The sequence below is a fragment of the Modestobacter sp. VKM Ac-2982 genome, from assembly GCF_026967935.1.
Taxonomy (GTDB): Bacteria; Actinomycetota; Actinomycetes; order Mycobacteriales; family Geodermatophilaceae; genus Modestobacter.
Genome location: NZ_JAPVBL010000001.1, coordinates 666,311 through 687,876 on the forward strand (window position 1 = coordinate 666,311; position 21,566 = coordinate 687,876).

Here is a 21,566-nt window from a genome sequence, read left to right on the forward strand (position 1 = left end):
GGTCTCCGTGGAGTCGGCCTGCCCAGGACGCACGACAGCACCGCCCCTCCCGGAGGAGGGGCGGTGCTGCCGTGTCTCAGGGGCTGGGTCGCGGGCTCAGCGGGTCAACGACTGGCAGCCCAGTCGTCGTCCTCGTCTTCCTGCGACCAGCTCCCGACGTGCGTGTCGTCCTCGTCGTCGTCCTTCGGCCCCCGGGAGGGGAACGACGACGGCTGTCCAGCCAGTTCTCGCTGGAGGGCAGTGAGGTCGGTGTTGGGTGAGCTGTACTTGAGCTCACGGGCCACGCGTGTCTGCTTGGCCTTCGCTCGGCCGCGCCCCATGGCTCGACCCCCTCGTGACGGAGTGCGGGTCGTCTCCAGCACTGGGCTGGACGGCCCGTGTGGCGACCCCGACTGAGTGACTGTGTCCTTGGCCGAGCTTACGACACGGATCGGTCACGAGCACACAGCGCACCCCGCAGGACCCTCATCCGGAGGTGGATGTGACCGGGGTCTCACCCGGAACGGCTCTGGGGAGGGGTCAGCGGGGCAGCCGGATGGTCGCCAGCCGCCCGACCGAGGTCATCCGCTCCTCGGCGAGCCGGTCGGCGGCCACGGCCGGGGAGACGTCCTCGGCATCGGCGGCGGCGAACACCCGCAGGGCCACGTCGAAGATCGAGGTGGCCTTGGACTCGGCGCGGGCGAAGGAGAACCCGTGCCGTTCGTCCTCGACCTGGATCACGCCGCCGGCGTTCACCAGGTAGTCGGGGGCGTAGAGGACTCCCCGGGAGCGGAGCAGCTCGGCGGTGCCCTCGTGGGCCAGTTGGTTGTTGGCGCCGCCACAGACGATCTGGGCGGGCAGGACGGCCACGGTCTCGTCGTCCAGGGCACCACCGAGGGCGCAGGGGGCGTAGACGTCGTGCGGCGTGCGCACCAGGGCCGCGGTGTCGGCGACGGCAGAGACCTGCGGGTGCCGCGCCCGGACCCGCGCGACCGCAGCCGGGTCGACGTCGGTGACGACGACGGACGCGCCGTCGGTGACCAGCCGGTCGACCAGCCAGCTGCCGACCTTGCCCACGCCGGCCACGGCGACGGTGCGCCCGGCCAGGGTCGGGGCGCCCCAGCGGTGCTGGGCCGCGGCCCGCATGCCCTGGAAGACACCGAAGGCGGTGAGCACCGAGGAGTCGCCGCAGCCGCCGAAGGCCTCGGACCGGCCGTGCGCGAAGCGGGTCTCCCGGGCGACGACGTCCAGGTCGGCGTTGTAGGTGCCGACGTCGCAGGCGGTGAGGTAGCGCCCGCCCAGGCTCTCCACGAAGCGGCCGTAGGCGCGCAGCAGGGCCTCGGTCTTGTCGGTGCGCGGGTCGCCGATGATCACCGCCTTGCCACCGCCGAGGTCGAGGCCGGCCAGGCTGTTCTTGTAGGCCATCGCCTTCGACAGCGCCAGCGCGTCGGCCACCGCGGCCTCCTCGGAGGCGTAGGGGAAGAACCGGGTGCCGCCGAGCGCCGGGCCGAGCGCGGTGGAGTACACCGCGATCACCGCGCGCAGCCCCGACCCGGGGTCGGAGCAGAAGACGACCTGTTCGTGCCCGGAGCCCATCACGTCCACGACCGGCAGCCTAGGCAGCCGCGGGCCGCTGCGCCCGTGTCCGCCCGCCGCCGGGCGGGGTACCGGGTGGCGAGCGACGGCAACGACGGGGTCTCGGTGTGGAGGTCCGTGCCGTGTCCGGTCGGCAGGGCGGGCATGATCAGGGGCTGACGACAGGCACCGGTCGATCCCGGTGCCGCACACTCCTCCGGGTGGGCCGAGTCGAGGCCCGATCGGTGGAGGACATCAGCGGGGCATCGCTGCGCCGCCACACAGGAGGACACGCACACGATGGCTCGACCCAAGCGGCTGCTCGCACTCGCCCTGGCGGCACCCCTGTTGATGAGCGCCTGCTCCACGGAGAACTCCGGCGGGGGCGACGAGAGCGGGGACGGCGGCGGTGCGACCGCCTCCGGTGACCTCGACTTCGCCGTCGTCACCCACGGGTCGGCCGGTGACGCCTTCTGGGACGTGGTCCAGAACGGCGCTGAGGCGGCCGGCGAGGACCTGGGTGTGGGGGTCGACTACCAGAGCGACGGTGACCCGCAGCGCCAGTCCCAGCTGATCGAGGCCGCGGTGAACCAGGACGTCGACGGGATCGTCGTCTCGCTGGCGAACCCGGACGCGCTCGAGGACTCGATCGGCGCGGCGGTGGACGCCGGCATCCCGGTCGTCACGATCAACTCGGGGGGAGACCGGTCGGCCGAGTTCGGTGCCATCGGGCACGTCGGTCAGGACGAGACGATCGCCGGCATCGGGGCCGGGCAGCGACTGGCCGCCGACGGCGCGCAGAACGTGCTCTGCGTGGTGCACGAGGCGGGCAACATCGGCCTCGAGCAGCGCTGCGACGGTGCCTCGCAGGGGCTGGGCACCGACGTCCGGCTGCTCCAGGTGGACATCAACGACCTGCAGGCGGCCCAGTCGACGATCACCTCGCAGCTGCAGAGCGACCCCTCGATCGACGCGGTGCTCACGCTGAACTCCGCCGTGGCCTCGGTGGCCGCCTCCGCCGCCGACGACGCCGGGTCCGACGCCGAGATCGCCACCTTCGACCTCAACGGCGACGTCATCGCAGCCATCCAGGACGGCACGATCTCCTTCGCCGTCGACCAGCAGCAGTACGAGCAGGGCTACCTGCCGCTCGTGATGCTCAAGCTGTACGCGGAGAACCGCAACACCGTCGGTGGCGGCCAGCCGGTGCTGACCGGCCCGGCGATCGTCGACGCCGAGAACGTCGACGAGATCGCGGACCTGGCCTCGGCAGGGACCCGCTGAGCGCGACCCGGGAGGCGCCCGTCGACGGGCCGACGCGCGCCGACGAACGCGTCGCCCGGGTCAGCCCGTGGCGGCGGCTGCTGGTCAAGCCCGAGCTCGGGTCGCTGATCGGTGCCGTCGTCATCCTGGGGTTCTTCTCCGCCCAGTCCGACGTCTTCCGGTCGCTGGCCGGGGTGGCCAACTGGCTGGACGTCGCCTCGATCCTGGGGATCATGGCGGTCGCCGTCGCCCTGCTGATGATCGGCGGGCACTTCGACCTCTCCGCCGGGGTGATGACCGGCACCACCGCGCTGACCGTGGGCGTCGTGGCGGTGGAGTTCCAGCAGAACATCTGGGTGGCGATCGCCGCGGCGCTGGTGCTGGCGCTGGGGATCGGCGCCTTCAACGGCTGGCTGGTCACCCGCACCGGCCTGCCCAGCTTCATCATCACGCTGGGCACCTTCCTGATGCTGCAGGGGCTCAACCTGGGGCTCACCAAGGCGTTCACCGGCACGGTCCAGGTGCGGGGGCTGGCCGATGCGTCCGGCTACCACTCGGCCGAGCTGGTGCTGGCGTCCACGGTCGAGGTCTTCGGGCAGCCGTTCCGGATCGCCGTCCTCTGGTGGCTGCTGGTCACCGCGCTGGCCGCCTGGGTGCTGGTGCGCACCCGGTTCGGCAACTGGGTCTTCGCCACCGGCGGTGACGAGGTCGCCAGCCGCAACGTCGGGGTCCCGGCGCGGCGGACGACGATCGTGCTGTTCATGACCACCGCGACCGCCGCGTGGCTGGTCGGCTCGATCACCGCCGTGCGGCTCACCTCCGTGCAGGCCAACACCGGCACCGGCCAGGAGCTGATCTACATCGTCGCGGCCGTGATCGGCGGCTGCCTGCTCACCGGCGGGTACGGCTCGGCCATCGGCGCGGCGCTCGGCGCGCTGATCTTCGGCATGACCCAGCAGGGGATCGTCTACCTGAACTGGGACGCCGACTGGTTCTACTTCTTCCTCGGGGCCATGTTGCTGCTCGCGGTGCTGACCAACCGGCTGGTCCGGCGCTACGCCGAGGCGGCTCCGCGATGAGCGCCGCAGCCGACCGACCGGCCGCGCCCGGGGACACCCCGCTGCTGGAGCTGCGCGACATCGGCAAGGACTTCGGTTCGGTCATCGCGCTCGACGGCATCTCCTCCAGCGTGCGCGCCGGGCAGGTCACCTGCGTGCTGGGGGACAACGGCGCGGGCAAGTCGACGCTGATCAAGGTGCTCTCCGGGGTGCACCGGCCCACCCGGGGACAGCTGTTCCTGGACGGTGGAGCGGTCGACTTCGACGCGCCGCGCGAGGCGCTGGACGCCGGCATCGCCACCGTCTACCAGGACCTGGCGATGATCCCGCTGATGTCGATCTGGCGGAACTTCTTCCTCGGCTCGGAGCCGACGACCGGCTGGGGCCCGTTCCGGCGGTTCGACCGGGCGACGGCCAAGGACGTCACCCGCCGTGAGCTGGCGGCGATGGGCATCGACATCCGTGACCCCGACCAGCCGGTCGGCACGCTCTCCGGTGGCGAGCGGCAGTCGGTGGCGATCGCCCGTGCGGTCCACTTCGGGGCCCGGGTGCTGATCCTGGACGAGCCGACGTCTGCGCTGGGCGTCAAGCAGGCCGCCGTGGTGCTGCGCTACATCGCCCAGGCCCGCGACCAGGGGCTCGGCGTCGTCTTCATCACCCACAACCCGCACCACGCGCACCCGGTGGGCGACCGCTTCCTGCTGCTCAACCGCGGCCGGAGCATGGGCGACTTCGCCAAGGCGGACGTGACCCGGGAGCAGTTGACCGACATGATGGCCGGGGGGGACGAGCTCAGCCGGCTCGCCGAGGAGCTGGGGCGACCGGGCGCGCCCTGACCTGTCGGGTCGACATGGGCACAGGGGGACCGGGTGCGGCGATGACCGAGCTCTTTGAGACGGACGCGCGGTAGCTGCGCGTGTTGCATCTGTGACTGGTGGTGCGACTGGGACGCTCGCTGCGTCCACCCGTCCATCCCTCTTCCCCAGGGAGCGACCATGACGCAGCACGTACGGCGCCCGGCCACGGCGGCCGGCTGCCGGGTCCGCGCCGGACGCCGCCGGCCGTCCCGACTGCTGGCCGGTGCGCTCACCGCGGCCGTCGCGGCCGTGCTGGTCGGAGCCGGGGGTGGCATCGCGCGGGCCGAGCCGGTCAACCCGAGTGACGAACAGCTGGCCGGTGCCCAGTCGGCGCAGGACGCGGCCGCGGCCGAGGTCGGCCGGATCGCCGCGCAGGTGGCCGCCGCCGAGGCACAGCTGGAGCAGGTCCAGGTGCTGGCCGAGGCCGCCGGCACCGTCTACCTGGCGGCGGAGGAGGCCCGGGTGCAGGCCGAGGCCGCGGCCGCACGGACGGCGCAGGACCTGCAGGCCGCGGCCGACGCCGTCGCCGCCGCCCAGGCACGGATCGCCGAGTTCTCGCGGGACACGTACAAGAACGGCGGCGAGCTCACCAGCGAGATGGCGCTGCTGGACGTCGGCGGGCCGGCCGAGCTGGTGCAGAAGGCCGCGATGCTGTCCTACGTCGGCGACCACCAGGTCGACGTCCTGGGGGTGATGGAGGCGGCCCGGGTGGCGCAGGCCCAGGCCGACGCGGCCGCGCGGGCGGCCCGGGACGAGAAGGTGGCGGCCGAGGCGGCGGCCGAGGCGGCCCGGGTGGAGGCCGAGCGGCAGCTGGCCAACCAGCAGTCGGTGTACACCCAGGTGACCGCGGACAAGGCGGCGCTGGACCAGCAGCTGCAGGACGCCCAGGTTCAGCTGCTCACCCTGCAGGGAGCCCGCAACGCCTTCGAGGTGTGGCAGCAGCAGAAGGCGGCCGAGGAGGCCGCGGCCCGGCTGGCCGAGGAGCAGGCCCGCGCCCAGGCGCTCGCCGACGACCGGCAGGCACTCCTGGCGGACGCCGACACCGCCGGGTCCGGCTACGCCCGGCCGACCGTCGGCATCACCAGCAGCTGCTTCGGCTCACGCTGGGGGGTCACCCACTTCGGCGTCGACATCGGCGCGCCGATCGGCACGCCGGTGCACGCCGCCTCGGCCGGGGTGGTCCAGCGGGCTGGGCCGGCGACCGGCTTCGGGCTGGCGGTCTACCTCCGCGGGGACGACGGTGCGATCACCGTGTACGGGCACGTGAACCGGATCTTCGTCCGCGCCGGGGAGCGGGTCGCGGCCGGTGAGCAGATCGCCGAGGTGGGCAACCGGGGCCAGTCGACCGGGCCGCACCTGCACTTCGAGGTCCACCCCGGCGGGGCGATGCACAGCGGCCAGGTCGACCCGGTGCCGTGGCTGCGGGACCGCGGCATCACGATCCGGGGCTGCGGCTGAGCCCTGGACGACGACCGGTGCAGCGCACTGCGGCCCGGCACCCTGGGGAGGGGGCCGGGCCGCGGTGCGTCGGGGGTCAGGCGTTGTCGCAGTTCTCCGTGATCCAGGCGTCCAGCCGGGTCTGGGACTCGGTCGCCTGCGCCTCGATCTCGGCGAGCGCCTGCTCCGCGCTGGCCTGGCCCTCCGGGGTGGTCAGGTCGATGTCGCCGAGGGTGTCCCGGATGCCGACGAACGTGTCGATCAGGACGTCCCAGTCGGCGCTGATCTCGGCCGGGGCGTCCAGCTCCTCCAGCTGGGCGATGGTCTGGTCGAGCAGCTCCTCCTGGGTCAGCTCGGCTGCCTCGGGGGCGGTGAGCACGGCCTCGGCCTCGGTGCAGAACGCCTGCACCTCCTCGTCGGAGGTGGTGGCCTCGGCGGAGGCGGAGCTGGTCGGGCTGCTGGTCGTCGACGCGGCGTCGGGCTGCTCGTCGTCGCTGCCGCACGCCGACAGGAGGACGACGGCGACGGTGGCGAGACCGGCGCGGAAGGGGGTGGCGAGTGCGCGCATGACCTCGACGGTATCCGCTGCCGGCGACGAGCACCGAGGCCCGCCGGGGCCGGTTACGGTGCTCCGCGTGACCGCCCCCGTCGACCCGCGGACCAGCTGGGCGCTGCCCCCGCCCGGGGAGATGGCCCCGGTCGCGGACCCCGAGCCGCTGGTCACCCGGGTGCTGGCCCCGAACCCCTCGCCGATGACGCTGGACGGCACGAACACCCACCTGGTGGGCGAACCGGGCTCGGGTCAGGCCGTCGTCGTCGACCCCGGCCCGGACGACGCCGCCCACCTGGCCGCCGTCGAGGCCGCGCTGGCCGCCCGCGGCGCCCGGGTGGTGGCCGTGCTGGTCACCCACCACCACGCTGACCACGCCGAGGCGGCGCTGCCCTGGGGCCGGCACTTCGGTGCACCGGTCGCCGCCGCCACCGGTGAGGTCGCCGGACCGGGTGGCCGGCTGCTCCGGGCAGGGGAGCGGCTGGAGCTGGCGGGGACGACGCTGGACGTCGTCCCCACGCCCGGGCACACCGCCGACCACCTGGCCTTCCGGCTGGCCTCCGGGGCGGTTCTGGTCGGCGACCACGTGCTCGGCCGGGGCACCTCCGTGGTCACCCATCCCGAGGGCGACGTGCTGGCCTACCTCGAGTCGCTGCGCCGAGTGCACGACCTGGGGCCCTCGGCGCTGTACTGCGGCCACGGGCCCGAGCTGACCACCGACCCCGGGGCGGTGCTGCGGTTCTACCTGGCCCACCGGGCGTACCGGGAGCAGCAGCTGCTCGACGCCCTCGCGGCCGGCGCCCGGACGGTCGAGGAGCTGGTCGCCGTGGTCTACGCGGGCGTGCCGCAGGCGGTCTGGCCGGCCGCCGCCCAGTCGACCCGGGCCACGCTGGCCAAGCTGGCCGCCGAGGGCCGGGTGGAGCCCGCCGGGGACCGGGTGCGGCTGGCCTGACCGGCCACCGTCCTACTGTTCCGGGGGTGGAGCCGGCCGGGGAGTGGGACGTCGTGGTCGTCGGCGCCGGTTCCGCCGGCTGCGCGCTGGCCGCCCGCCTGGTCGACGCCGGCCGGCGGGTGCTGGTCCTGGAGGCCGGCGCCGACCACCCGCGGCCGGAGGACTTCCCCGCGACGATCCGGGACGCCGCGACGATGGGGGCCGCGACCCCCGGCCACCCGGCGAACTGGGAGCTCACCGGAGAGCTCACCGACGACCTGCGCTGGCCGGTGCCCCGGGGGAAGGTGCTGGGCGGCTCCAGCGCGCTGAACGGCACGTACTTCATCCGGGCCACCCGCGCCGACCTCGAGGGCTGGGCCGCCGCCGGCAACGACCTGTGGTCGGCCGACGCGCTGCGCCCGGCCTTCGCCCGGTGCGAGAGCGACGCCGACTACGGCGACCGCCCCGGGCACGGCTCGACCGGCCCGCTGCCGGTCACCCGGGTGCACGAGCCGCATCCCGTCACCGATGCCTTCGCCGGCGCCTGCGACGCGCTGGGCTTCCCGGCCGAGCCGGACAAGAACGCCGACGGCCCGCCCGGGCACGGCCCGGTGCCGTTCACCGTCGCCGACGGCGTGCGGGTCAACACCGCGATGGCCTACCTCTCCCCGCGCCGGGGGCGGCCCGGGCTGACCGTGCGGGGCGGGGTGCGGGTGACCCGGGTGCTGGTGGAGCACGGCCGGGCGGTGGGCGTGCAGACCGACCGCGGCCCGGTGCGCGCCGCGGAGGTCGTGTTGTCGGCCGGCGCCGTCGGTTCCCCGCACCTGCTCCTGCTGTCCGGGATCGGCCCCGCCGACCACCTGCGGGCCACCGGCGTCGCCGTCGTCGCCGACGTCCCGGGAGTGGGGCAGGGGTTCAGCGACCACCCCGACGTCTACGTGACCTACCGGCCGTCCCGGCGCACCCCGATGCCCCGCGGGCTGCTCCCGCTGGCCACCGCCCTCAACACCGCCGACCACCTCGAGGTCATGCCCTGGCTCAAGCCGTTCCGGCAGGTGATGCTGTCGCGGTCCTCGGGGTCGGCGCTTTCCGGCGTGGCCGAGGTGCTGCGCCGGCCCGCGGCGACGCTGCGGGCGTTGCGGGGGGCCTCCGTGCCGCGGCTGCTGGACTCCGCGCGCCGGCGGGACGACCTCTACCTCGCCGTGGCCCTGCAGCAGGAGGAGAGCCGCGGGCGCATCAGCCTGACCACCGCCGAACCGCTGGTGCAGCCACGGATCCAGTACCGCTACCTGACGCAGGACGCCGACCGGCGCCGGCTGCGGGCCGGCGTCCGGCTGGCCGCCGAGCTGCTGCGGACCCCGGCCTTCGTCCCGCTGGTCGCCGAGCGCACCGGCCTGCCCGACGACGTCCTGGCCGACGACCGGGAACTGGACAGGTGGACCCGGGCGCACCTGGCGACCGCCGTGCACCTGGCCGGCAGCGCCCGGATGGGGCCGGCCACCGACCCCGGGGCGGTGGTCGACCAGCACCTGCGCGTGCGGGGGGTGGCGGGCCTGCGGGTGGTGGACACCTCGGTGATGCCGGTGGTGCCGTCCCGCGGGCCGGCGGCGACGGCCGTGGCGATCGGGGAGCGGGCCGCCGAGCTGATGACCGGCGGCGGCTGACGGACCACCCCGCCGGACGGTGGGTTCAGCCGCCGGCGTCGCGGGCCGCGTCGGCCACGGCGAGGGACCGGTCCAGGTAGACGGCGTTGCCGGACAGCAGCCGGTGCAGCTCCCGGAACGACCGGTCCAGCACCGCGGCGGGGTCGGTGTCGGCCGGGTCCGGGTCCGGCGCCTGGCCGGCCATCTCGGCCAGCCCGACGGCCGCGTCGGCCAGCGTCGGCCACAGGTGGGCCCACTGCCAGAACTCGTAGGTGGCCGGCCCCACCAGGGCCGACGCCGGGGTGCCCAGCAGGCCGATCCCGTCGACACCCGGCCGGCCGGGCGGCTCGCCCAGCCCGAGCAGCAGCGACTGGACCCGGTGCGTGCGGGCGAACTCGGCGGCCGGCTCGGAGCCGGGGAGGAGCTCGGCCACCAGCCCCCGCTCGATGAGCGCGTCGAGCACGAGGTCACAGTCGGGGACCCCGGCCTCCTCGGCTGCCTGGCGCACCGCGGTCCGGGTCCACGGCATGCCGTCCTGCACCCGGCTGGGCACCCCGTGCGTCAGCGTCCACACGTCGGCGGTGGTCTGGTCGCCCAGCAGCGGGCTGTCCCAGCCCAGCCGCACCACCCAGTAGCTCGGTGGCTCCCCGCGGTGCTGGTGGAAGGCGCCCATGGGATGGCCGACGGGGAAGACGAGCGCCTCCTCCGCCGGGTGCACCGGGTCGGCGGTGGCCATCAGCTCACCGCCCAGGTGTCCAGGTGGACGGCGTTGGGGGTGAGGAGCCGGTGCAGGTCCTCCAGCAGCGAGGTCAACAGCGCGTCCGGGTCGGTGGCGAGGGGGTCGGTGATGCCGACCCGTTCCGCGGTGGCCGCGGCGCCCTCGCAGGCCCGCCACAGGCTGGTCTCCATGTGCGCCCACTCGAACAGGTCGTAGGCGGCGGCCGACAGCACGGCGAGCGGGCGGCCGGGCAGCCCGACCGCGTAGGCGTCCGGCGCGGCCCCGCTGTTCCCCAGCCCCAGCACCAGGGGCACCATCCGGACCCGGCGGGCCAGGTCGCGGGCCGAGTCGGTGCCCGGCGCGGCGAGGGCGACCAGACCCTGCTCCTGCAGCCGGGCCAGTCGCTGCGCGCAGTCCGGGAGGCCGACCGCCTCGGCCTGCGCGGCCAGCGCGTCCGGGGTCCACGGGCGCGGCTGGTGGTCCGCCGGCCCGTGCGCCATCGCCCAGACCCCGAACTCCGCCGAGGTGAGGCTGTGCAGGGCCGCACCGACCCGGACGTCGAACTGGTCCACGACCGCGCGGACGCCGATCAGCTGACCGATCGGGTAGACCTGCAGCGCGGGCGAGTCGCTGGTCATCGCGGCGAGCCTAGCCGGGGCCGGAACTCCCGCGCCGGACCACCGCCGGGTCGCGGGTCAGCTCAGCGGACGGTGCGGATCTGGGTGCTCGTGGTCGACAGCGGCGCCCACGGGTCGGGGTGCGGCTGCCCGGCGTCGCTCACCCAGCCCGGTGCACGGCTGCCCGTCGTGCTGCCCCGGGTGGCCGGGCGGGCACTGAGGTGCACGATCAGGGAGAGCAGGACGAACAGCCCCACGAGGACGCCGGCGATGGTCAGGAGCGTCGAGAGCATGGTGGAGAAGTTAGTGGTGCGGACTGGTCCGTGTCCGGTGTCGCACTGGGCAGAAGTAGCCGAAGTCGATCATCTGATGCGCGAAGTCTGACAGTTGACGTCGACTTGTCGACCGCAATTGGACGATCCGCCCCGTCAGAGTCTGCCAGTGCACGCGGTTCCGCGACAGCCCGGACCGAGCGCCGTCCCGACCCTCAGCCACCAAGATGGCCATTTTGGTGGTCGAGGGGTCAGGCGTCGAGGGGGAGGCCGGTGTAGTTCTCAGCGAGTTCGCGGGCGGCGGCCTCGGACGAACAGACCCGGCGGAGCTGGGACAGCTGCAGCTCGGCGTCGAAGTCGTCGCCGGCGCGGTGCAGCATCGAGGTCATCCACCAGGAGAAGTGGGTGCACCGCCAGACCCGCGCGAGCGCCCGGTCGGAGTAGCTGTCGACCAGGTCGGTCTGCTTCTCGGCCAGCAGCCGGACCAGTGCGGTGGCGAGCAGGGTGACGTCGGCGACGGCGAGGTTGAGGCCCTTGGCGCCGGTCGGCGGGACGATGTGCGCGGCGTCGCCGGCCAGGAAGAGCCGGCCGCGGCGCATCGGCGCGCTGACGAACGAGCGCATCGGCAGGATCGACTTCTCGGTGACCGGGCCGGTCTCCAGCTCCCAGCCGTCGAGGGCGAACCGGGTGGACAGCCCGTCCCAGATCCGGTCGTCCGACCAGTCCTCGATCTTCTCGTCCGGGTCGACCTGCAGGTACAGCCGCGACACCGACGGCGAGCGCATCGACAGCAGCGCGAAGCCGTCGGGGTGCCAGGCGTAGACGAGCTCGTCCTCCGACGGGGCGACGTCGGCCAGGATGCCCAGCCAGGCGTAGGGGTAGGTGCGCTCCCACAGCCGGCCGGAGGTGCCGGCGGTGACCACCGGGCGGGAGACGCCGTGGAAGCCGTCGGTGCCGGCGATGGCGTCGCACTCGAGCACCTGGGGCACGCCGTCGGCGTCGGTGAACCGGATCCGCGGGTGGTCGGTGTCGACGTCCTCGGGGGTGACGTCGGAGACCTCGAACAGCAGCGGCGGGCCGCCGTCGAGCTGGGCGGAGATGAGGTCCTTGGTCACCTCGGTCTGGCCGTAGACCCACACCTTGCGCCCGCAGAGCTCGGGGAAGTCCAGGTGGTGCCGGGTGCCGGGGTACTGCAGGAAGATGCCGTCGTGCGGCAGGCCCTCGCGCTGCAGCCGGTCGCCCATGCCGGCGTCGATCAGCGTGGAGACGGTGTGCTGCTCCAGGATCCCGGCGCGGATCCGGGCCTCGACGTAGGCGCGGGAGCGGTTCTCCAGGACGACGGTGTCGATGCCCTGCAGCTGCAGGAGCCGGGACAGCAGCAGTCCCGCCGGGCCGGCTCCGATGATCCCCACCTGGGTGCGCATCGCCCGAGTGTGACCCCCGCCGCCGACGTCGGGCGACCTCCTCCTCCCGCTGGGCGGAAGGATCAGCGGAACTGCTCGGTGCGCGCCAGGGCCCGGCCGATGCCCCGGGCCGCCACCTGCAGCACCGGGGCCAGTCGGGCGACGTCGCGGCGGTGGGCCGGGACGACGATGCCGAGCGCGGCGACGACGATCGGCCCGGACAGCCGCTCCACGGTCACCGGGACGGCGACCGAGGCCGCGCCCAGGCTCATCTCCTCCGCGGTGCGGGCCCAGCCGCGGCGGCGCACCTCGGCGAGCTCCCGGCTCAGCAGCCCGGCGTCGACGACGGTGTGCCGGGTCTCCCGGGTCGGCTGCCGGAGCACCTGCTCCAGGACGTCGTCCGGCGCGGAGGCCAGCAGCACCTTGCCCACCCCGGTGGCGTGCAGCGGCAGCCGGCTGCCGACCTGGCTGACCACGGGCACCGACTCGCGGCCGGAGATCCGCTCGACGTAGAGCGCCTTGGTGCCCTCGCGGACCGCCAGGTGCACGGTGTCGCGGGTGGCGGTGTGCACGTCGAGCAGGAACGGCGAGGCGACCTGGCGCAGCTCCAGGTCGACCGGGGCGAGCAGCCCGAGGTCCCAGAGCTTGCGGCCGATCTCGTACCGTCCGTCGCTGCGGCGGACCAGGGCGCCCCAGGCGGCGAGTTCGGCGAGCAGCCGGTGGGTCGTGGTCAGCGGGGTGCCCGACCGCTCGGCGATCTCGGAGAGGCTGAGCCGGGGGTGGGCGGCGTCGAAGGCGTCCAGGACGCCGAGCGCCCGCGAGGTGACCGATCGACCGGTCGCGGCGGCACCACCGGCCACGTCGCCCCACCTTCTGCTCAGCGGAAGAAGTTGCTTCCGGCAGCGTACTGCCGGGCCGTACGGTCCGGGCATGACCGGGACCACATCTCGCGAGCCGCGACCGGCGTCGGACAGTGCCCTGGTGCTGCCCCGCTACCTCCGGGAGCCCGCCGACGGGCGCACCCCGGTGGCCTACCCCGGCTACAGGAGCACGGCGTCCCGGGCCCCGCTGCGCACCCCGGTCGACCTGCCGCACCGGCTGACCGAGGTCACCGGCCCGGTGCTCGGCGAGGACATGGTCGCCGCCGCCGACGCCGACCTGACCCTGCGCCAGGGCGGCGAGGCCCAGGGCCAGCGGATCATCGTCTACGGCCGGGTGCTCGACAGCGACGGCCGCCCGGTGCCGCACGCCCTCGTCGAGATCTGGCAGGCCAACGCCGCCGGCCGCTACCGGCACGTGGTCGACAACTGGCCCGCCCCGCTGGACCCGCACTTCGACGGGCTGGGCCGGGTGGTGACCGACGACCTGGGGCGCTACGAGTTCACCACCGTCAAGCCCGGGGCCTACCCGTGGGGCAACCACCACAACGCCTGGCGGCCGGCGCACATCCACTTCAGCCTCTTCGGCCAGGCGTTCACCCAGCGGCTGGTCACCCAGATGTACTTCCCGGACGACCCGCTGTTCGGGCAGGACCCGATCTTCAACTCCATGCCGACCACGGCGCGGCACCGGGCGATCAGCCGGTTCGACCTGGAGCGGACCCAGCCCAACTGGGCGCTGGCGTTCCAGTGGGACATCGTGCTGCGCGGCCGCGAACAGACCCCCTTCGAGACCGATGACGACGGAGATGTCGCGTGAGCGCCGACCGACTGTCCCCCCTGGTGCTGGCCGCCGACGAGACCAACGACCGCCGGCAGGGGACGCCGCGGCGCGGCACCGGCTTCCTGACCGAGCCCTTCCGGCTGGGCACGACCCCCAGCTCGACGGTCGGGCCGTACCTGGCGATCGGCCTGACCTGGCCCGACGGCCCGGACGTCGTCGCCGAGGGCACCCCGGGTGCCGTCTGGTTGCGCGGCCGGGTCTTCGACGGCAACGGCGACCTGGTGCCCGACGGCATGATCGAGACCTGGCAGGCCGACCCGGACGGCCGCTTCGCGCACCCGGACGACCCCCGCGGCGCCGTCGCCACCCCCGGCTTCCGGGGCGTGGGGCGGTCGCACACGGTCGACGGCGGTGCCTACGCCGTCCGCACGCTCAAGCCCGGCCGGGTGCCGGACGGGGAGGGCGGCCTGCAGGCGCCGCACGTCGACGTCTCGGTCTTCGCCCGCGGCCTGCTCGACCGGCTCGTCACCCGCATCTACTTCGCCGACGAGGCCGCCGCCAACGCGGAGGACGCCGTGCTGCGCAGCCTCCCGGACGACGCCGCGCGGGCCACGCTGATCGCCCAGCCCAGCGAGGACGGCTACGTGCTGGACATCCACCTGCAGGGCTGCACGGCCCAGGGCATGGACGAGACCGTCTTCTTCGCAGTGTGAGCACCGGCCACGGGGGAGCACCCGCCAGGATGGGCGCGTGATCCTCGACGCGACCTTCGCCCGCGGCCCCGTCTCGGCCGGCACCGCCGGGGACGCGTGGCTGGTGGCCCTGCTGGAGGTGGAGGGTGCGCTGGCCCGCGCCGCCGCCCGGGTCGGCCTGGTGGCCGGCACGGCCGCGGACGAGGTGAGCCGGGTGTGCGCCGACCCGACCGTGCTGGACCTGCCGGCGGTGTACGCCCGGGCCGGGGACGCCGGCAACCCGGTGCCCCCGCTGGTCCGGGCGCTCCAGGACGCCGTGGGCCCGCACGCGGCCCGCGCGGTGCACGTCGGCGCCACCAGCCAGGACGTCGTGGACACCGCGGCGGTGCTGCTGGCCCGGCGCGGCCTGCACCTGATCGACACCGACCTGGCCGCGGCCGCGGAGACCTGCGCCCGGCTGGCGGGCACGCACCGGGACGACGTGCTGATGGGCCGCACGCTGCTGCAGCAGGCGCTGCCGATCACCGCCGGCCTCAAGGCCGCCACCTGGCTCGCCGGGCTGGACGGCGTGCGCGCTCGGATCGCCGCGGTGACGGCGGCGCTGCCGGTCCAGTACGGCGGGGCGGTCGGCACGCTGGCCGCCAGCTCGGGCTCCGGGGTCGACCTGCGCCGGGAGCTGGCCGCCGAGCTCGGGCTGGCCACCACCGAGGTGCCCTGGTTCACCGTGCGGCTGCCGATCGCCGACGTCGCCGGCGTGCTCGGCGCAGCGGCCGGGGTGGTGGCCACGATCGCCCTGGACGTCGTCCTGCTGGCCCAGACCGAGGTCGCCGAGGTGGCCGAGGTGGCCGAGGGGCGCGGCGGCTCCTCGGCGATGCCGCACAAGGCCAACCCGGTGGCCGCGGTCTCCGCCCGGGCCTGCGCCCGCCGCGCCCCCGGCCTGGTGGCCACCCTGTTCGCCGCGATGGAGCAGGAGCACGAGCGCGGCGCGGGCACCTGGCACGCGGAGTGGCCGACCCTGACCGACCTGCTGGGCACGGTCGGCTCCGCGGCGTCCTGGCTGGCCGAGTGCCTGTCCTCGCTGCGGCTGGACACCGAGCGGATGGCGCGGACCGTGGCCGCGGCCGGTGACCCGCAGCTGGCCGGGGCGCTGGCCGAGGCGCTCACCCCGGCGCTCGGCGGGGGTGCGGCGCACGACGCCGCCGCCGCCGCGGTGCGGGAGGCGGCCGCGGCCGGTCGCCCGCTGGCCGACCTCGTGGCCGAGCGCACCGACGTCGACGGCGCCGCACTGGTCGCCGACGGCACCCCGGACGTCGGTGAGGCCGGTGCCCAGGTGGACGCCGCCCTCGCCGCCCACACCATCGCGATGCAGGGAGGACACCCGTGACCGCCGTCGAGGTGCACGCCGTCGTCGAGGGCCCGGCCGAGGCGCCGGTGCTGCTGCTGTCCAACTCACTCGGCTCGGACCTGTCCATGTGGGACCCGCAGGTGCCGGCGCTGACCGAGCGGTTCCGGGTGGTCCGCTACGACACCCGCGGCCACGGCCGCTCGCCGTCGGGGCCCGGCGACGCCACGATCGACGACCTGGCCGACGACGTCGTCGCGCTGCTGGACCGACTGGGGGTCGCCCGGGCGCACGTCGCCGGGGTGTCGATCGGCGGGATGACCGGGCTGCGGCTGGCCGTGCGCGAGCCGCAGCGGGTGCTCACCCTGGCGGTGCTGTGCAGCTCGGCGCACACCGGCAACGCGGCCAGCTGGGCGGACCGGGCGCGCACCGTGCGCGCCGAGGGCACCGGCGCGATCGCCGAGCCGGTGGTCAGCCGGTGGCTCACCCCGCCGTACGCCGCTGCGCACCCCGACCTGGTGGCCCGGCTGCAGGCGATGGTGGCCGCCGCGGACGACGAGGGGTACGCCGGCTGCTGCGCGGCCATCGAACGGATGGACCAGCGCGCCGACCTGCACCGGATCACCGCGCCGACGCTGGTCGTCTCCGGCGCGGAGGACCAGGCGGTGCCGCCGGAGCACCAGCAGCTGATCGCCGACGGCGTCCCCGGCGCCCGGCTGCTGAGCCTCAGCCCGGCCGCGCACCTGGCCAACCTGGAACAGCCCGAGCAGGTCAGCCGGGCCCTGATCGCGCACGCCACCGGAGGCACGCCGTGACCGAACCGCAGCAGACCGGACCGCTGGAGACCGGACCGCTGGAGACCGACGATCAGCGCCGGGCGGCCGGGATGCGGGTGCGCCGCGAGGTGCTCGGCGACGCCCACGTGGACCGGGCGGTCGCCAACGTCACCCCGTTCACCGCCGACTTCCAGGACTTCATCACCCGCGTCGCGTGGGGCGACCTGTGGCAGCGGCCGGGCCTGGGACGCCGGGAGCGCAGCATGCTGACCCTCGCCATCACCGCGGCGCTGCGGCACTGGGACGAGTTCGCGCTGCACGTGAAGGCGGCGGTGCACAACGGGCTCACCGACGAGGAGATCGCCGAGGTGTGCCTGCACACCGCGGTCTACGCCGGGGTGCCGGCGGCCAACCACGCGCTGGCCGTCGCCAGGCCGATCCTGGCCGAGCTGCGCACCCAGGATCGAGACGCCCAGGATCGAGGCACCCAGGATCGAGGCACCCAGGACTGAGGCGCCCGGGGGGCGGTCAGCCGGCGGGGACGGTGACCGGCACGGTCGCCCGGCCGGTGCCCAGGTCGACCGAGGCGCCGTCGGGGAAGGTCGCGGAGCCGGCGACGACGAGGTCCCCCTCGGTGAACCCGGCCGGCACGTCGAACGCGGTGATCACCCGCGTCGGGGAGTCGTCCAGGTCCAGCGCCCGCAGCGTGGTCCCGTCCGGCAGGCGCAGCGACAGCAGCCCCGGCGGCACCGCGCCGGGTGCGGCGTCCGGCAGGGCCATCGTCACGTCGAGCAGCAGCAGGGCGCGGCTCGGGTCGGCCGGCCGCTCGTCCTGGACGAACCACTCGAGCCGGCCGCCGCCGACCGCGATCGTGACGGGCAGGGAGGCGGAGACCCGGCCCGGTGCGCTCAGCGTCGCCGACAGCTGCCGGACGGCGTCCACGTCGGCCTCCCGGGAGGTGCGGGCCAGCACCTGCAGGTTGCCCGGGCCGGGGGCGCCGGTGAGCAGCGACAGCCGTTGCTCGACCCCGGCGTCGACGACCACGAGGTCGGCGGCGGTGGTGTCCGCGGGCACCGACAGCAGCGCCTCGACGGTGGTGCCCGGGGCGGTCAGCGCCGGGGTGACGACGACCGGATCCCGGCCGGGGACCTGGTAGCTGATCGCCGGTGGGGTGGGGGAGCGGCCCTCGCCCTGCTCCACCAGGTACCGCACGGCGAGGAACTCCTCACCCTCGGCGGGGCGCCGGGCGGCGTCCCCGGTGCCCACCCGGTCGGGCCGGGCCAGGCCGGTCACCGTCACCGCGGCGGCGGGACCGGAGAGCCGGGCCGGGCCGGCCGGCTCGGACCAGGTGACGTCGGGGAACGGCCCGACCACGCTGTGGCCGGCAGGCGCCTGCGGCACGGCCGGCGCGGTCAGCCCGCCGGTGCCCCGCGGTGGCTCCTCCCGGTCCGGCCGGCGGAGCAGTCCACGGTCGGTCAGCGGCTGGGGGGTGGGGTCGGCCGGCAGCGCGGCGACCGACAGCCGCACGTCGCCGCCCGCCGGGGTGCCGGTCAAGGGGAACCGGAGCCAGCTGGCGTCGTCCTGTCCGTCGACGAACAGCGCGGGGCCGCACAGCAGCTCCGCGCGCAGCTCGGAGCCGGCGGCGTCCTCGAGCTGGAACCAGCAGCGGCTGTCCTCGCTCCGGACCCCCTGCCGCATCGCGACGTGGTCGCTGAAGGCACGATCGGCGGCGGCGAGGACGACGGCGGGATCGGTGACGTAGCGGCCACCGAAGGTGAGCGGGTCCTCGCGCAGCAGTGCGAACAGCCCGGCGCCGGCCAGCAGCACGACCAGCAGCGCGGCGCTGAGGATCGACCCGATCGGCCGGCGACGGCGGCGTCCGGGCAGCGGCGGTACGGGCGCGTCCTGGTCGGGCGCGGCCGGGTCGGGCGATGGGGCGGCGGGGCGCTCCTCGCCGGCTCCGCCCACTGGTCCTCCGGCCTCTCGCTGCTCCACGGCGGCCTGGCGGCGGCCGACCGGGAACGCTAACCGACCAGGCAGGTCGACCGCACGCACCGCCACCGGAACGGGGAACGGGTCGTCGCCCTGCGGTCACCCGGAGGGAGGAGTGGCTCCTTGTCTCTCGGTTCGGCAGCGGCTACACCGGGTAGGGGCGATCCGCTGGACCCACCCACTCGTCGAGGAGGACCGCCCCTGCCGCGTCGGAGTGATCGACCGCAGGAGGCGTTCCACCGCGTGACCGCAGTGCCCGAGGAGACGGCCCGCCCGCTGCGGGTGGCGACCGTGCCGTACGCCGGCGCCTACGCCGCGGCGGTGCTGCCGGCCGGCGTCGTCCGGGTGGGCCCGGACCTCTCACCCAGCCCGTGGCTGGACCCCGAGCACCTCACCGCCCATGCCGCGGAGCTGGACGTGCTGCACCTGCACGGCGGGTACGAGCACCTGACAGCCCCGGAGCTGGACGCCTGGACGGCGGCGGTGCGCCGCTGCGGGGTGCCGCTGGTGGTCACGGTCCACGACCTCACCCCCCGGGAGGCGCCCGACGGCACCCTCCGGCGCACCCGGCACCGGGCCCACCTGCGTGCCCTGCTGGCCACCGCGGAGGTGGTGCTCACCCTGACCCGGGGCGCCGCCGACGAGATCGCCGACCGCTTCGGCCGGACGGCGATCGTCGTCGCCCACCCCTCGCTGGCCGAGCCCACCCCCGACGTCGGGCGGGAGACCCGGCTGGTCGGCCTGCACCTGGGACGGCTGGGTCCGGAGGTGGCCGAGCCGGAGACGCTCGTCCGGGCTGCGCTGTCGGGCGCGGTGTCCGGTGGCGGCCGGCTGCGGGTCGACGTGCACCCCGACGTCGACCTCGCCGCACGGCTGCCGGAGCTGCTGGAGCTCGCCGGCGCCGGTCAGCTGGAACTGGCCCGCAGCTGGCCGCAGGGCCCGGCCGCCTGGGTCCGCCACCTCCAGGGGCTGCACGTGTCCGTGCTGCCGCGCCGCACCAGCACCCACTCGGGCTGGGTGGAGCTGTGCCGCGACGCCGGCACCCGGCTCCTCGTCCCCCGCGGTGGCCGGCACTCCGAGCAGTGGGCCGACGTCGTCCTGTACGGCAACGACCCCGAGCAGGGGCTGGACGCCGCATCGCTGACCTCCGCGGTGGTCGCCGCCCTCACCCGGCCGGCGCCGGACCGGGTGGACCGTGCCTGGCGGGCCGCCCAGCGTGCCGCCGTGCAGCGGGTGCACGCCCAGGTCTACGAGCAGGTGGCCGCCGACGCCGCGGTGGTCTGAGCGGCAGCTGGTCAGTCGCCCTCGGGACCGGACTGCGTGGCGTGCGGCAGCCGCACGGTGAAGGCGGTGTGCCCCGGGGCGCTGGACAGCTGCACGCTGCCGCCGTGTGCGGTGACGACGGCGTGCACGATCGCCAGCCCCAGCCCGGTGCTCCCGGCCGACCGGGACCGGGAGGCGTCACCGCGGGCGAACCGCTCGAAGACGTGCCCCTGTAGCCCGGCGGGCACCCCCGGGCCGTCGTCGGTGACCTGCAGGACCGCCCAGTCGGACTCTGTCCGCAGCCGGGTGGTCACGGTCGTGCCCTCGGGGGTGTGGGTGCAGGCGTTGCCCAGCAGGTTGACCAGCACCTGGTGCAGCCGGGCGGCGTCGCCCCGGACCAGGACCGGGGTGTCGGGGAGGTCGAGCTGCCAGTGGTGGCCCGGGCCGGCGACGTGCGCGTCGCTGACCGCGTCGACGGCCAGGGCGGTGAGGTCGACCTCCTCGGCGGCGAGCTCGCGGCCGGCGTCCAGCCGGGCCAGCAGCAGCAGCTCCTCGACCAGGGCCGACATGCGCAGCGCCTCGGACTCCACCCGGCTCATCGCGCGGCCGACGTCCCCGGCGACCTCGGTGTGCTGCCGCCGGACCAGTTCGGCGTAGCCGCGGATGGAGGCCAGCGGGGTGCGCAGCTCGTGGCTGGCGTCGGCGACGAACTGGCGCACCCGGGTCTCCGACTCCTGCCGGGCGGCCAGCGAGCCCTCGACGTGGTCGAGCATCCGGTTGAGCGCCATCCCCACCTGGCCGACCTCGGTGCCCGGGTCGGTGTCCTGCGGGGCCACCCGCTCGGCCAGCTGCACCTCGCCGCTGGCCAGCGGCAGCTCGGAGACGCGGGTGGCGGTGGCCGCCACCCGGTCCAGCGGCGCCAGGGTGCGGCGGATGACGAGCACGGCGGCGCCGGCGGCGGCGAACAACGCGGCCAGCCCGGCCAGCAGCTCCACCGCGATCAGGTTGCGGACGGCGTCGGCGGCGCCCCCCAACGGCAGCCCGTCCACCAGCACCCCGTTCGGGATGGTGTTGGCCACCAGCCGGTACTCGCCGAGGTCGCCGCCGAGGTCCCGGGTCGCCGGGGCCGCGTCGGTGGGCAGCTCGGCGAGGACGGCCTCCTGGGCGTCGGTCAGCGGCAGCGGCTGGCCGCGCTGGTCCAGCACCGCGGAGTCGACGACGGCCCCGTCCATGATCATGGCGCCGAGCGTGCTCTCGCCCTGGCCGCGGGCGCCGAGACCGCCCGGCCCGCCACGCCCGTCGTCCCCGCGGTCGAACCACCCGCCGCCCCGCCCGGTGGCGTAGTCCTGGGAACGCTCGGCGGCCGCCTCCAGCCGGCTGTCGACCTGGCTGACCAGCTCCGAGCGCAGCGCGGTGACCGAGACGACGCCGACCAGGGCCAGCACCAGGACCAGCGGGACGACGAAGGCGATGAGCAACCGGGTGCGCAACGAACGGCGGGACCGGGTGGGGCCGCCCGTCACCGGTGGTGGTCAG

General features: G+C 75.4%; 22 protein-coding genes. 12 read left to right on the forward strand and 10 right to left on the reverse strand.

What is annotated here, in order from left to right:
- Positions 1-104: 104 nt before the first annotated feature.
- Both O2W20_RS03305 and O2W20_RS03310 read right to left on the reverse strand, forming a co-directional pair.
- Positions 105-320: a DUF3073 domain-containing protein gene (locus O2W20_RS03305; protein WP_269170328.1), complete on the reverse strand. Its 216-nt coding sequence runs from the start codon at positions 318-320 to the stop codon at positions 105-107.
- Between the two features lie 199 nt (positions 321-519).
- Positions 520-1,575 (reverse strand): Glu/Leu/Phe/Val family dehydrogenase, encoded by a 1,056-nt coding sequence (locus O2W20_RS03310; RefSeq protein ID WP_269171000.1) that lies wholly within the window; start codon positions 1,573-1,575, stop codon positions 520-522.
- 279 nt (positions 1,576-1,854) lie between these two features.
- Here O2W20_RS03310 and O2W20_RS03315 point away from each other — a divergent pair, with 279 nt between their 5' ends.
- The 4 genes from O2W20_RS03315 to O2W20_RS03330 all read left to right on the forward strand — a co-directional run bounded on the left by O2W20_RS03315 (position 1,855) and on the right by O2W20_RS03330 (position 6,190).
- A complete protein-coding gene (locus O2W20_RS03315) occupies positions 1,855-2,838 on the forward strand; it encodes a sugar ABC transporter substrate-binding protein (RefSeq protein ID WP_269170329.1) in 984 nt (327 codons plus the stop codon).
- A gap of 173 nt (positions 2,839-3,011) precedes the next feature.
- The gene (locus tag O2W20_RS03320) at positions 3,012-3,896 is read left to right on the forward strand and encodes an ABC transporter permease (RefSeq protein ID WP_269170330.1); all 885 of its coding nucleotides are present in this window, start codon (positions 3,012-3,014) and stop codon (positions 3,894-3,896) included.
- On the forward strand, positions 3,893-4,711 hold the full coding sequence (locus O2W20_RS03325) for an ATP-binding cassette domain-containing protein (protein ID WP_269170331.1): 819 nt from the start codon (positions 3,893-3,895) through the stop codon (positions 4,709-4,711). The genes O2W20_RS03320 and O2W20_RS03325 overlap by 4 nt, the downstream gene beginning before the upstream one ends.
- A 159-nt stretch (positions 4,712-4,870) precedes the next feature.
- A complete protein-coding gene (locus O2W20_RS03330) occupies positions 4,871-6,190 on the forward strand; it encodes a M23 family metallopeptidase (RefSeq protein ID WP_269170332.1) in 1,320 nt (439 codons plus the stop codon).
- 76 nt (positions 6,191-6,266) lie between these two features.
- Here the strand turns inward: O2W20_RS03330 and O2W20_RS03335 are convergent, their stop codons facing one another.
- Positions 6,267-6,737 (reverse strand): hypothetical protein, encoded by a 471-nt coding sequence (locus O2W20_RS03335; RefSeq protein WP_269170333.1) that lies wholly within the window; start codon positions 6,735-6,737, stop codon positions 6,267-6,269.
- Positions 6,738-6,804: 67 nt separating this feature from the next.
- Here O2W20_RS03335 and O2W20_RS03340 point away from each other — a divergent pair, with 67 nt between their 5' ends.
- Positions 6,805-7,671, forward strand: a complete 867-nt coding sequence (locus tag O2W20_RS03340; RefSeq protein WP_269170334.1) for an MBL fold metallo-hydrolase — start codon at positions 6,805-6,807, stop codon at positions 7,669-7,671.
- 26 nt (positions 7,672-7,697) lie between these two features.
- Positions 7,698-9,314: a GMC family oxidoreductase gene (locus O2W20_RS03345; protein ID WP_269170335.1), complete on the forward strand. Its 1,617-nt coding sequence runs from the start codon at positions 7,698-7,700 to the stop codon at positions 9,312-9,314.
- A gap of 25 nt (positions 9,315-9,339) precedes the next feature.
- Here the strand turns inward: O2W20_RS03345 and O2W20_RS03350 are convergent, their stop codons facing one another.
- The 5 genes from O2W20_RS03350 to O2W20_RS03370 all read right to left on the reverse strand — a co-directional run bounded on the left by O2W20_RS03350 (position 9,340) and on the right by O2W20_RS03370 (position 13,163).
- On the reverse strand, positions 9,340-10,029 hold the full coding sequence (locus tag O2W20_RS03350; RefSeq protein WP_269170336.1) for a hypothetical protein: 690 nt from the start codon (positions 10,027-10,029) through the stop codon (positions 9,340-9,342).
- Positions 10,029-10,649, reverse strand: coding sequence for a hypothetical protein (locus tag O2W20_RS03355; RefSeq protein ID WP_269170337.1), 621 nt, complete (start codon positions 10,647-10,649; stop codon positions 10,029-10,031). The genes O2W20_RS03350 and O2W20_RS03355 overlap by 1 nt, the downstream gene beginning before the upstream one ends.
- A gap of 62 nt (positions 10,650-10,711) precedes the next feature.
- Positions 10,712-10,921 (reverse strand): hypothetical protein, encoded by a 210-nt coding sequence (locus O2W20_RS03360; protein WP_269170338.1) that lies wholly within the window; start codon positions 10,919-10,921, stop codon positions 10,712-10,714.
- 230 nt (positions 10,922-11,151) lie between these two features.
- The gene (locus O2W20_RS03365; protein WP_269170339.1) at positions 11,152-12,324 is read right to left on the reverse strand and encodes a 4-hydroxybenzoate 3-monooxygenase; all 1,173 of its coding nucleotides are present in this window, start codon (positions 12,322-12,324) and stop codon (positions 11,152-11,154) included.
- Between the two features lie 62 nt (positions 12,325-12,386).
- Complete coding sequence (locus O2W20_RS03370) at positions 12,387-13,163, reverse strand: IclR family transcriptional regulator (protein WP_269170340.1); 777 nt, start codon at positions 13,161-13,163, stop codon at positions 12,387-12,389.
- A 70-nt stretch (positions 13,164-13,233) separates the two neighbouring features.
- Here O2W20_RS03370 and pcaH point away from each other — a divergent pair, with 70 nt between their 5' ends.
- Genes pcaH through pcaC form a run of 5 tightly spaced genes read left to right on the forward strand, consistent with a single transcriptional unit; the run spans position 13,234 to position 17,287 of the window.
- A complete protein-coding gene (gene pcaH, locus O2W20_RS03375) occupies positions 13,234-14,001 on the forward strand; it encodes a protocatechuate 3,4-dioxygenase subunit beta (protein ID WP_269170341.1) in 768 nt (255 codons plus the stop codon).
- Complete coding sequence (pcaG, locus tag O2W20_RS03380; protein WP_269170342.1) at positions 13,998-14,678, forward strand: protocatechuate 3,4-dioxygenase subunit alpha; 681 nt, start codon at positions 13,998-14,000, stop codon at positions 14,676-14,678. Before pcaH ends, pcaG begins: the two co-directional genes overlap by 4 nt.
- 37 nt (positions 14,679-14,715) lie before the next feature.
- On the forward strand, positions 14,716-16,041 hold the full coding sequence (locus O2W20_RS03385) for a lyase family protein (RefSeq protein ID WP_269170343.1): 1,326 nt from the start codon (positions 14,716-14,718) through the stop codon (positions 16,039-16,041).
- On the forward strand, positions 16,038-16,814 hold the full coding sequence (gene pcaD, locus O2W20_RS03390; protein ID WP_269170344.1) for a 3-oxoadipate enol-lactonase: 777 nt from the start codon (positions 16,038-16,040) through the stop codon (positions 16,812-16,814). Before O2W20_RS03385 ends, pcaD begins: the two co-directional genes overlap by 4 nt.
- The gene (gene pcaC / locus O2W20_RS03395) at positions 16,811-17,287 is read left to right on the forward strand and encodes a 4-carboxymuconolactone decarboxylase (RefSeq protein WP_269170345.1); all 477 of its coding nucleotides are present in this window, start codon (positions 16,811-16,813) and stop codon (positions 17,285-17,287) included. Before pcaD ends, pcaC begins: the two co-directional genes overlap by 4 nt.
- 16 nt (positions 17,288-17,303) lie before the next feature.
- Here pcaC and O2W20_RS03400 read toward each other — a convergent pair whose 3' ends face one another.
- Complete coding sequence (locus tag O2W20_RS03400; protein ID WP_269170346.1) at positions 17,304-18,743, reverse strand: hypothetical protein; 1,440 nt, start codon at positions 18,741-18,743, stop codon at positions 17,304-17,306.
- Between the two features lie 267 nt (positions 18,744-19,010).
- On the opposite strand from O2W20_RS03400, the gene O2W20_RS03405 reads away from it, so the two are divergent.
- Positions 19,011-20,051: a glycosyltransferase gene (locus O2W20_RS03405; RefSeq protein WP_269170347.1), complete on the forward strand. Its 1,041-nt coding sequence runs from the start codon at positions 19,011-19,013 to the stop codon at positions 20,049-20,051.
- A gap of 11 nt (positions 20,052-20,062) precedes the next feature.
- Here O2W20_RS03405 and O2W20_RS03410 read toward each other — a convergent pair whose 3' ends face one another.
- Positions 20,063-21,553 (reverse strand): sensor histidine kinase, encoded by a 1,491-nt coding sequence (locus tag O2W20_RS03410; protein WP_269170348.1) that lies wholly within the window; start codon positions 21,551-21,553, stop codon positions 20,063-20,065.
- Positions 21,554-21,566: the final 13 nt, after the last annotated feature.

Coding starts and splice junctions, on each gene's coding strand:
- pcaH (WP_269170341.1), top strand. CDS start 13,234: ATGACCGGGACCACATCTCGCGAGCCGCGACCGGCGTCGGACAGTGCC.
- O2W20_RS03330 (WP_269170332.1), top strand. CDS start 4,871: ATGACGCAGCACGTACGGCGCCCGGCCACGGCGGCCGGCTGCCGGGTC.
- O2W20_RS03315 (WP_269170329.1), top strand. CDS start 1,855: ATGGCTCGACCCAAGCGGCTGCTCGCACTCGCCCTGGCGGCACCCCTG.
- O2W20_RS03355 (WP_269170337.1), bottom strand. CDS start 10,649: ATGACCAGCGACTCGCCCGCGCTGCAGGTCTACCCGATCGGTCAGCTG.
- O2W20_RS03305 (WP_269170328.1), bottom strand. CDS start 320: ATGGGGCGCGGCCGAGCGAAGGCCAAGCAGACACGCGTGGCCCGTGAG.
- O2W20_RS03335 (WP_269170333.1), bottom strand. CDS start 6,737: ATGCGCGCACTCGCCACCCCCTTCCGCGCCGGTCTCGCCACCGTCGCC.
- O2W20_RS03325 (WP_269170331.1), top strand. CDS start 3,893: ATGAGCGCCGCAGCCGACCGACCGGCCGCGCCCGGGGACACCCCGCTG.
- O2W20_RS03310 (WP_269171000.1), bottom strand. CDS start 1,575: ATGGGCTCCGGGCACGAACAGGTCGTCTTCTGCTCCGACCCCGGGTCG.
- O2W20_RS03360 (WP_269170338.1), bottom strand. CDS start 10,921: ATGCTCTCGACGCTCCTGACCATCGCCGGCGTCCTCGTGGGGCTGTTC.
- O2W20_RS03350 (WP_269170336.1), bottom strand. CDS start 10,029: ATGGCCACCGCCGACCCGGTGCACCCGGCGGAGGAGGCGCTCGTCTTC.
- O2W20_RS03365 (WP_269170339.1), bottom strand. CDS start 12,324: ATGCGCACCCAGGTGGGGATCATCGGAGCCGGCCCGGCGGGACTGCTG.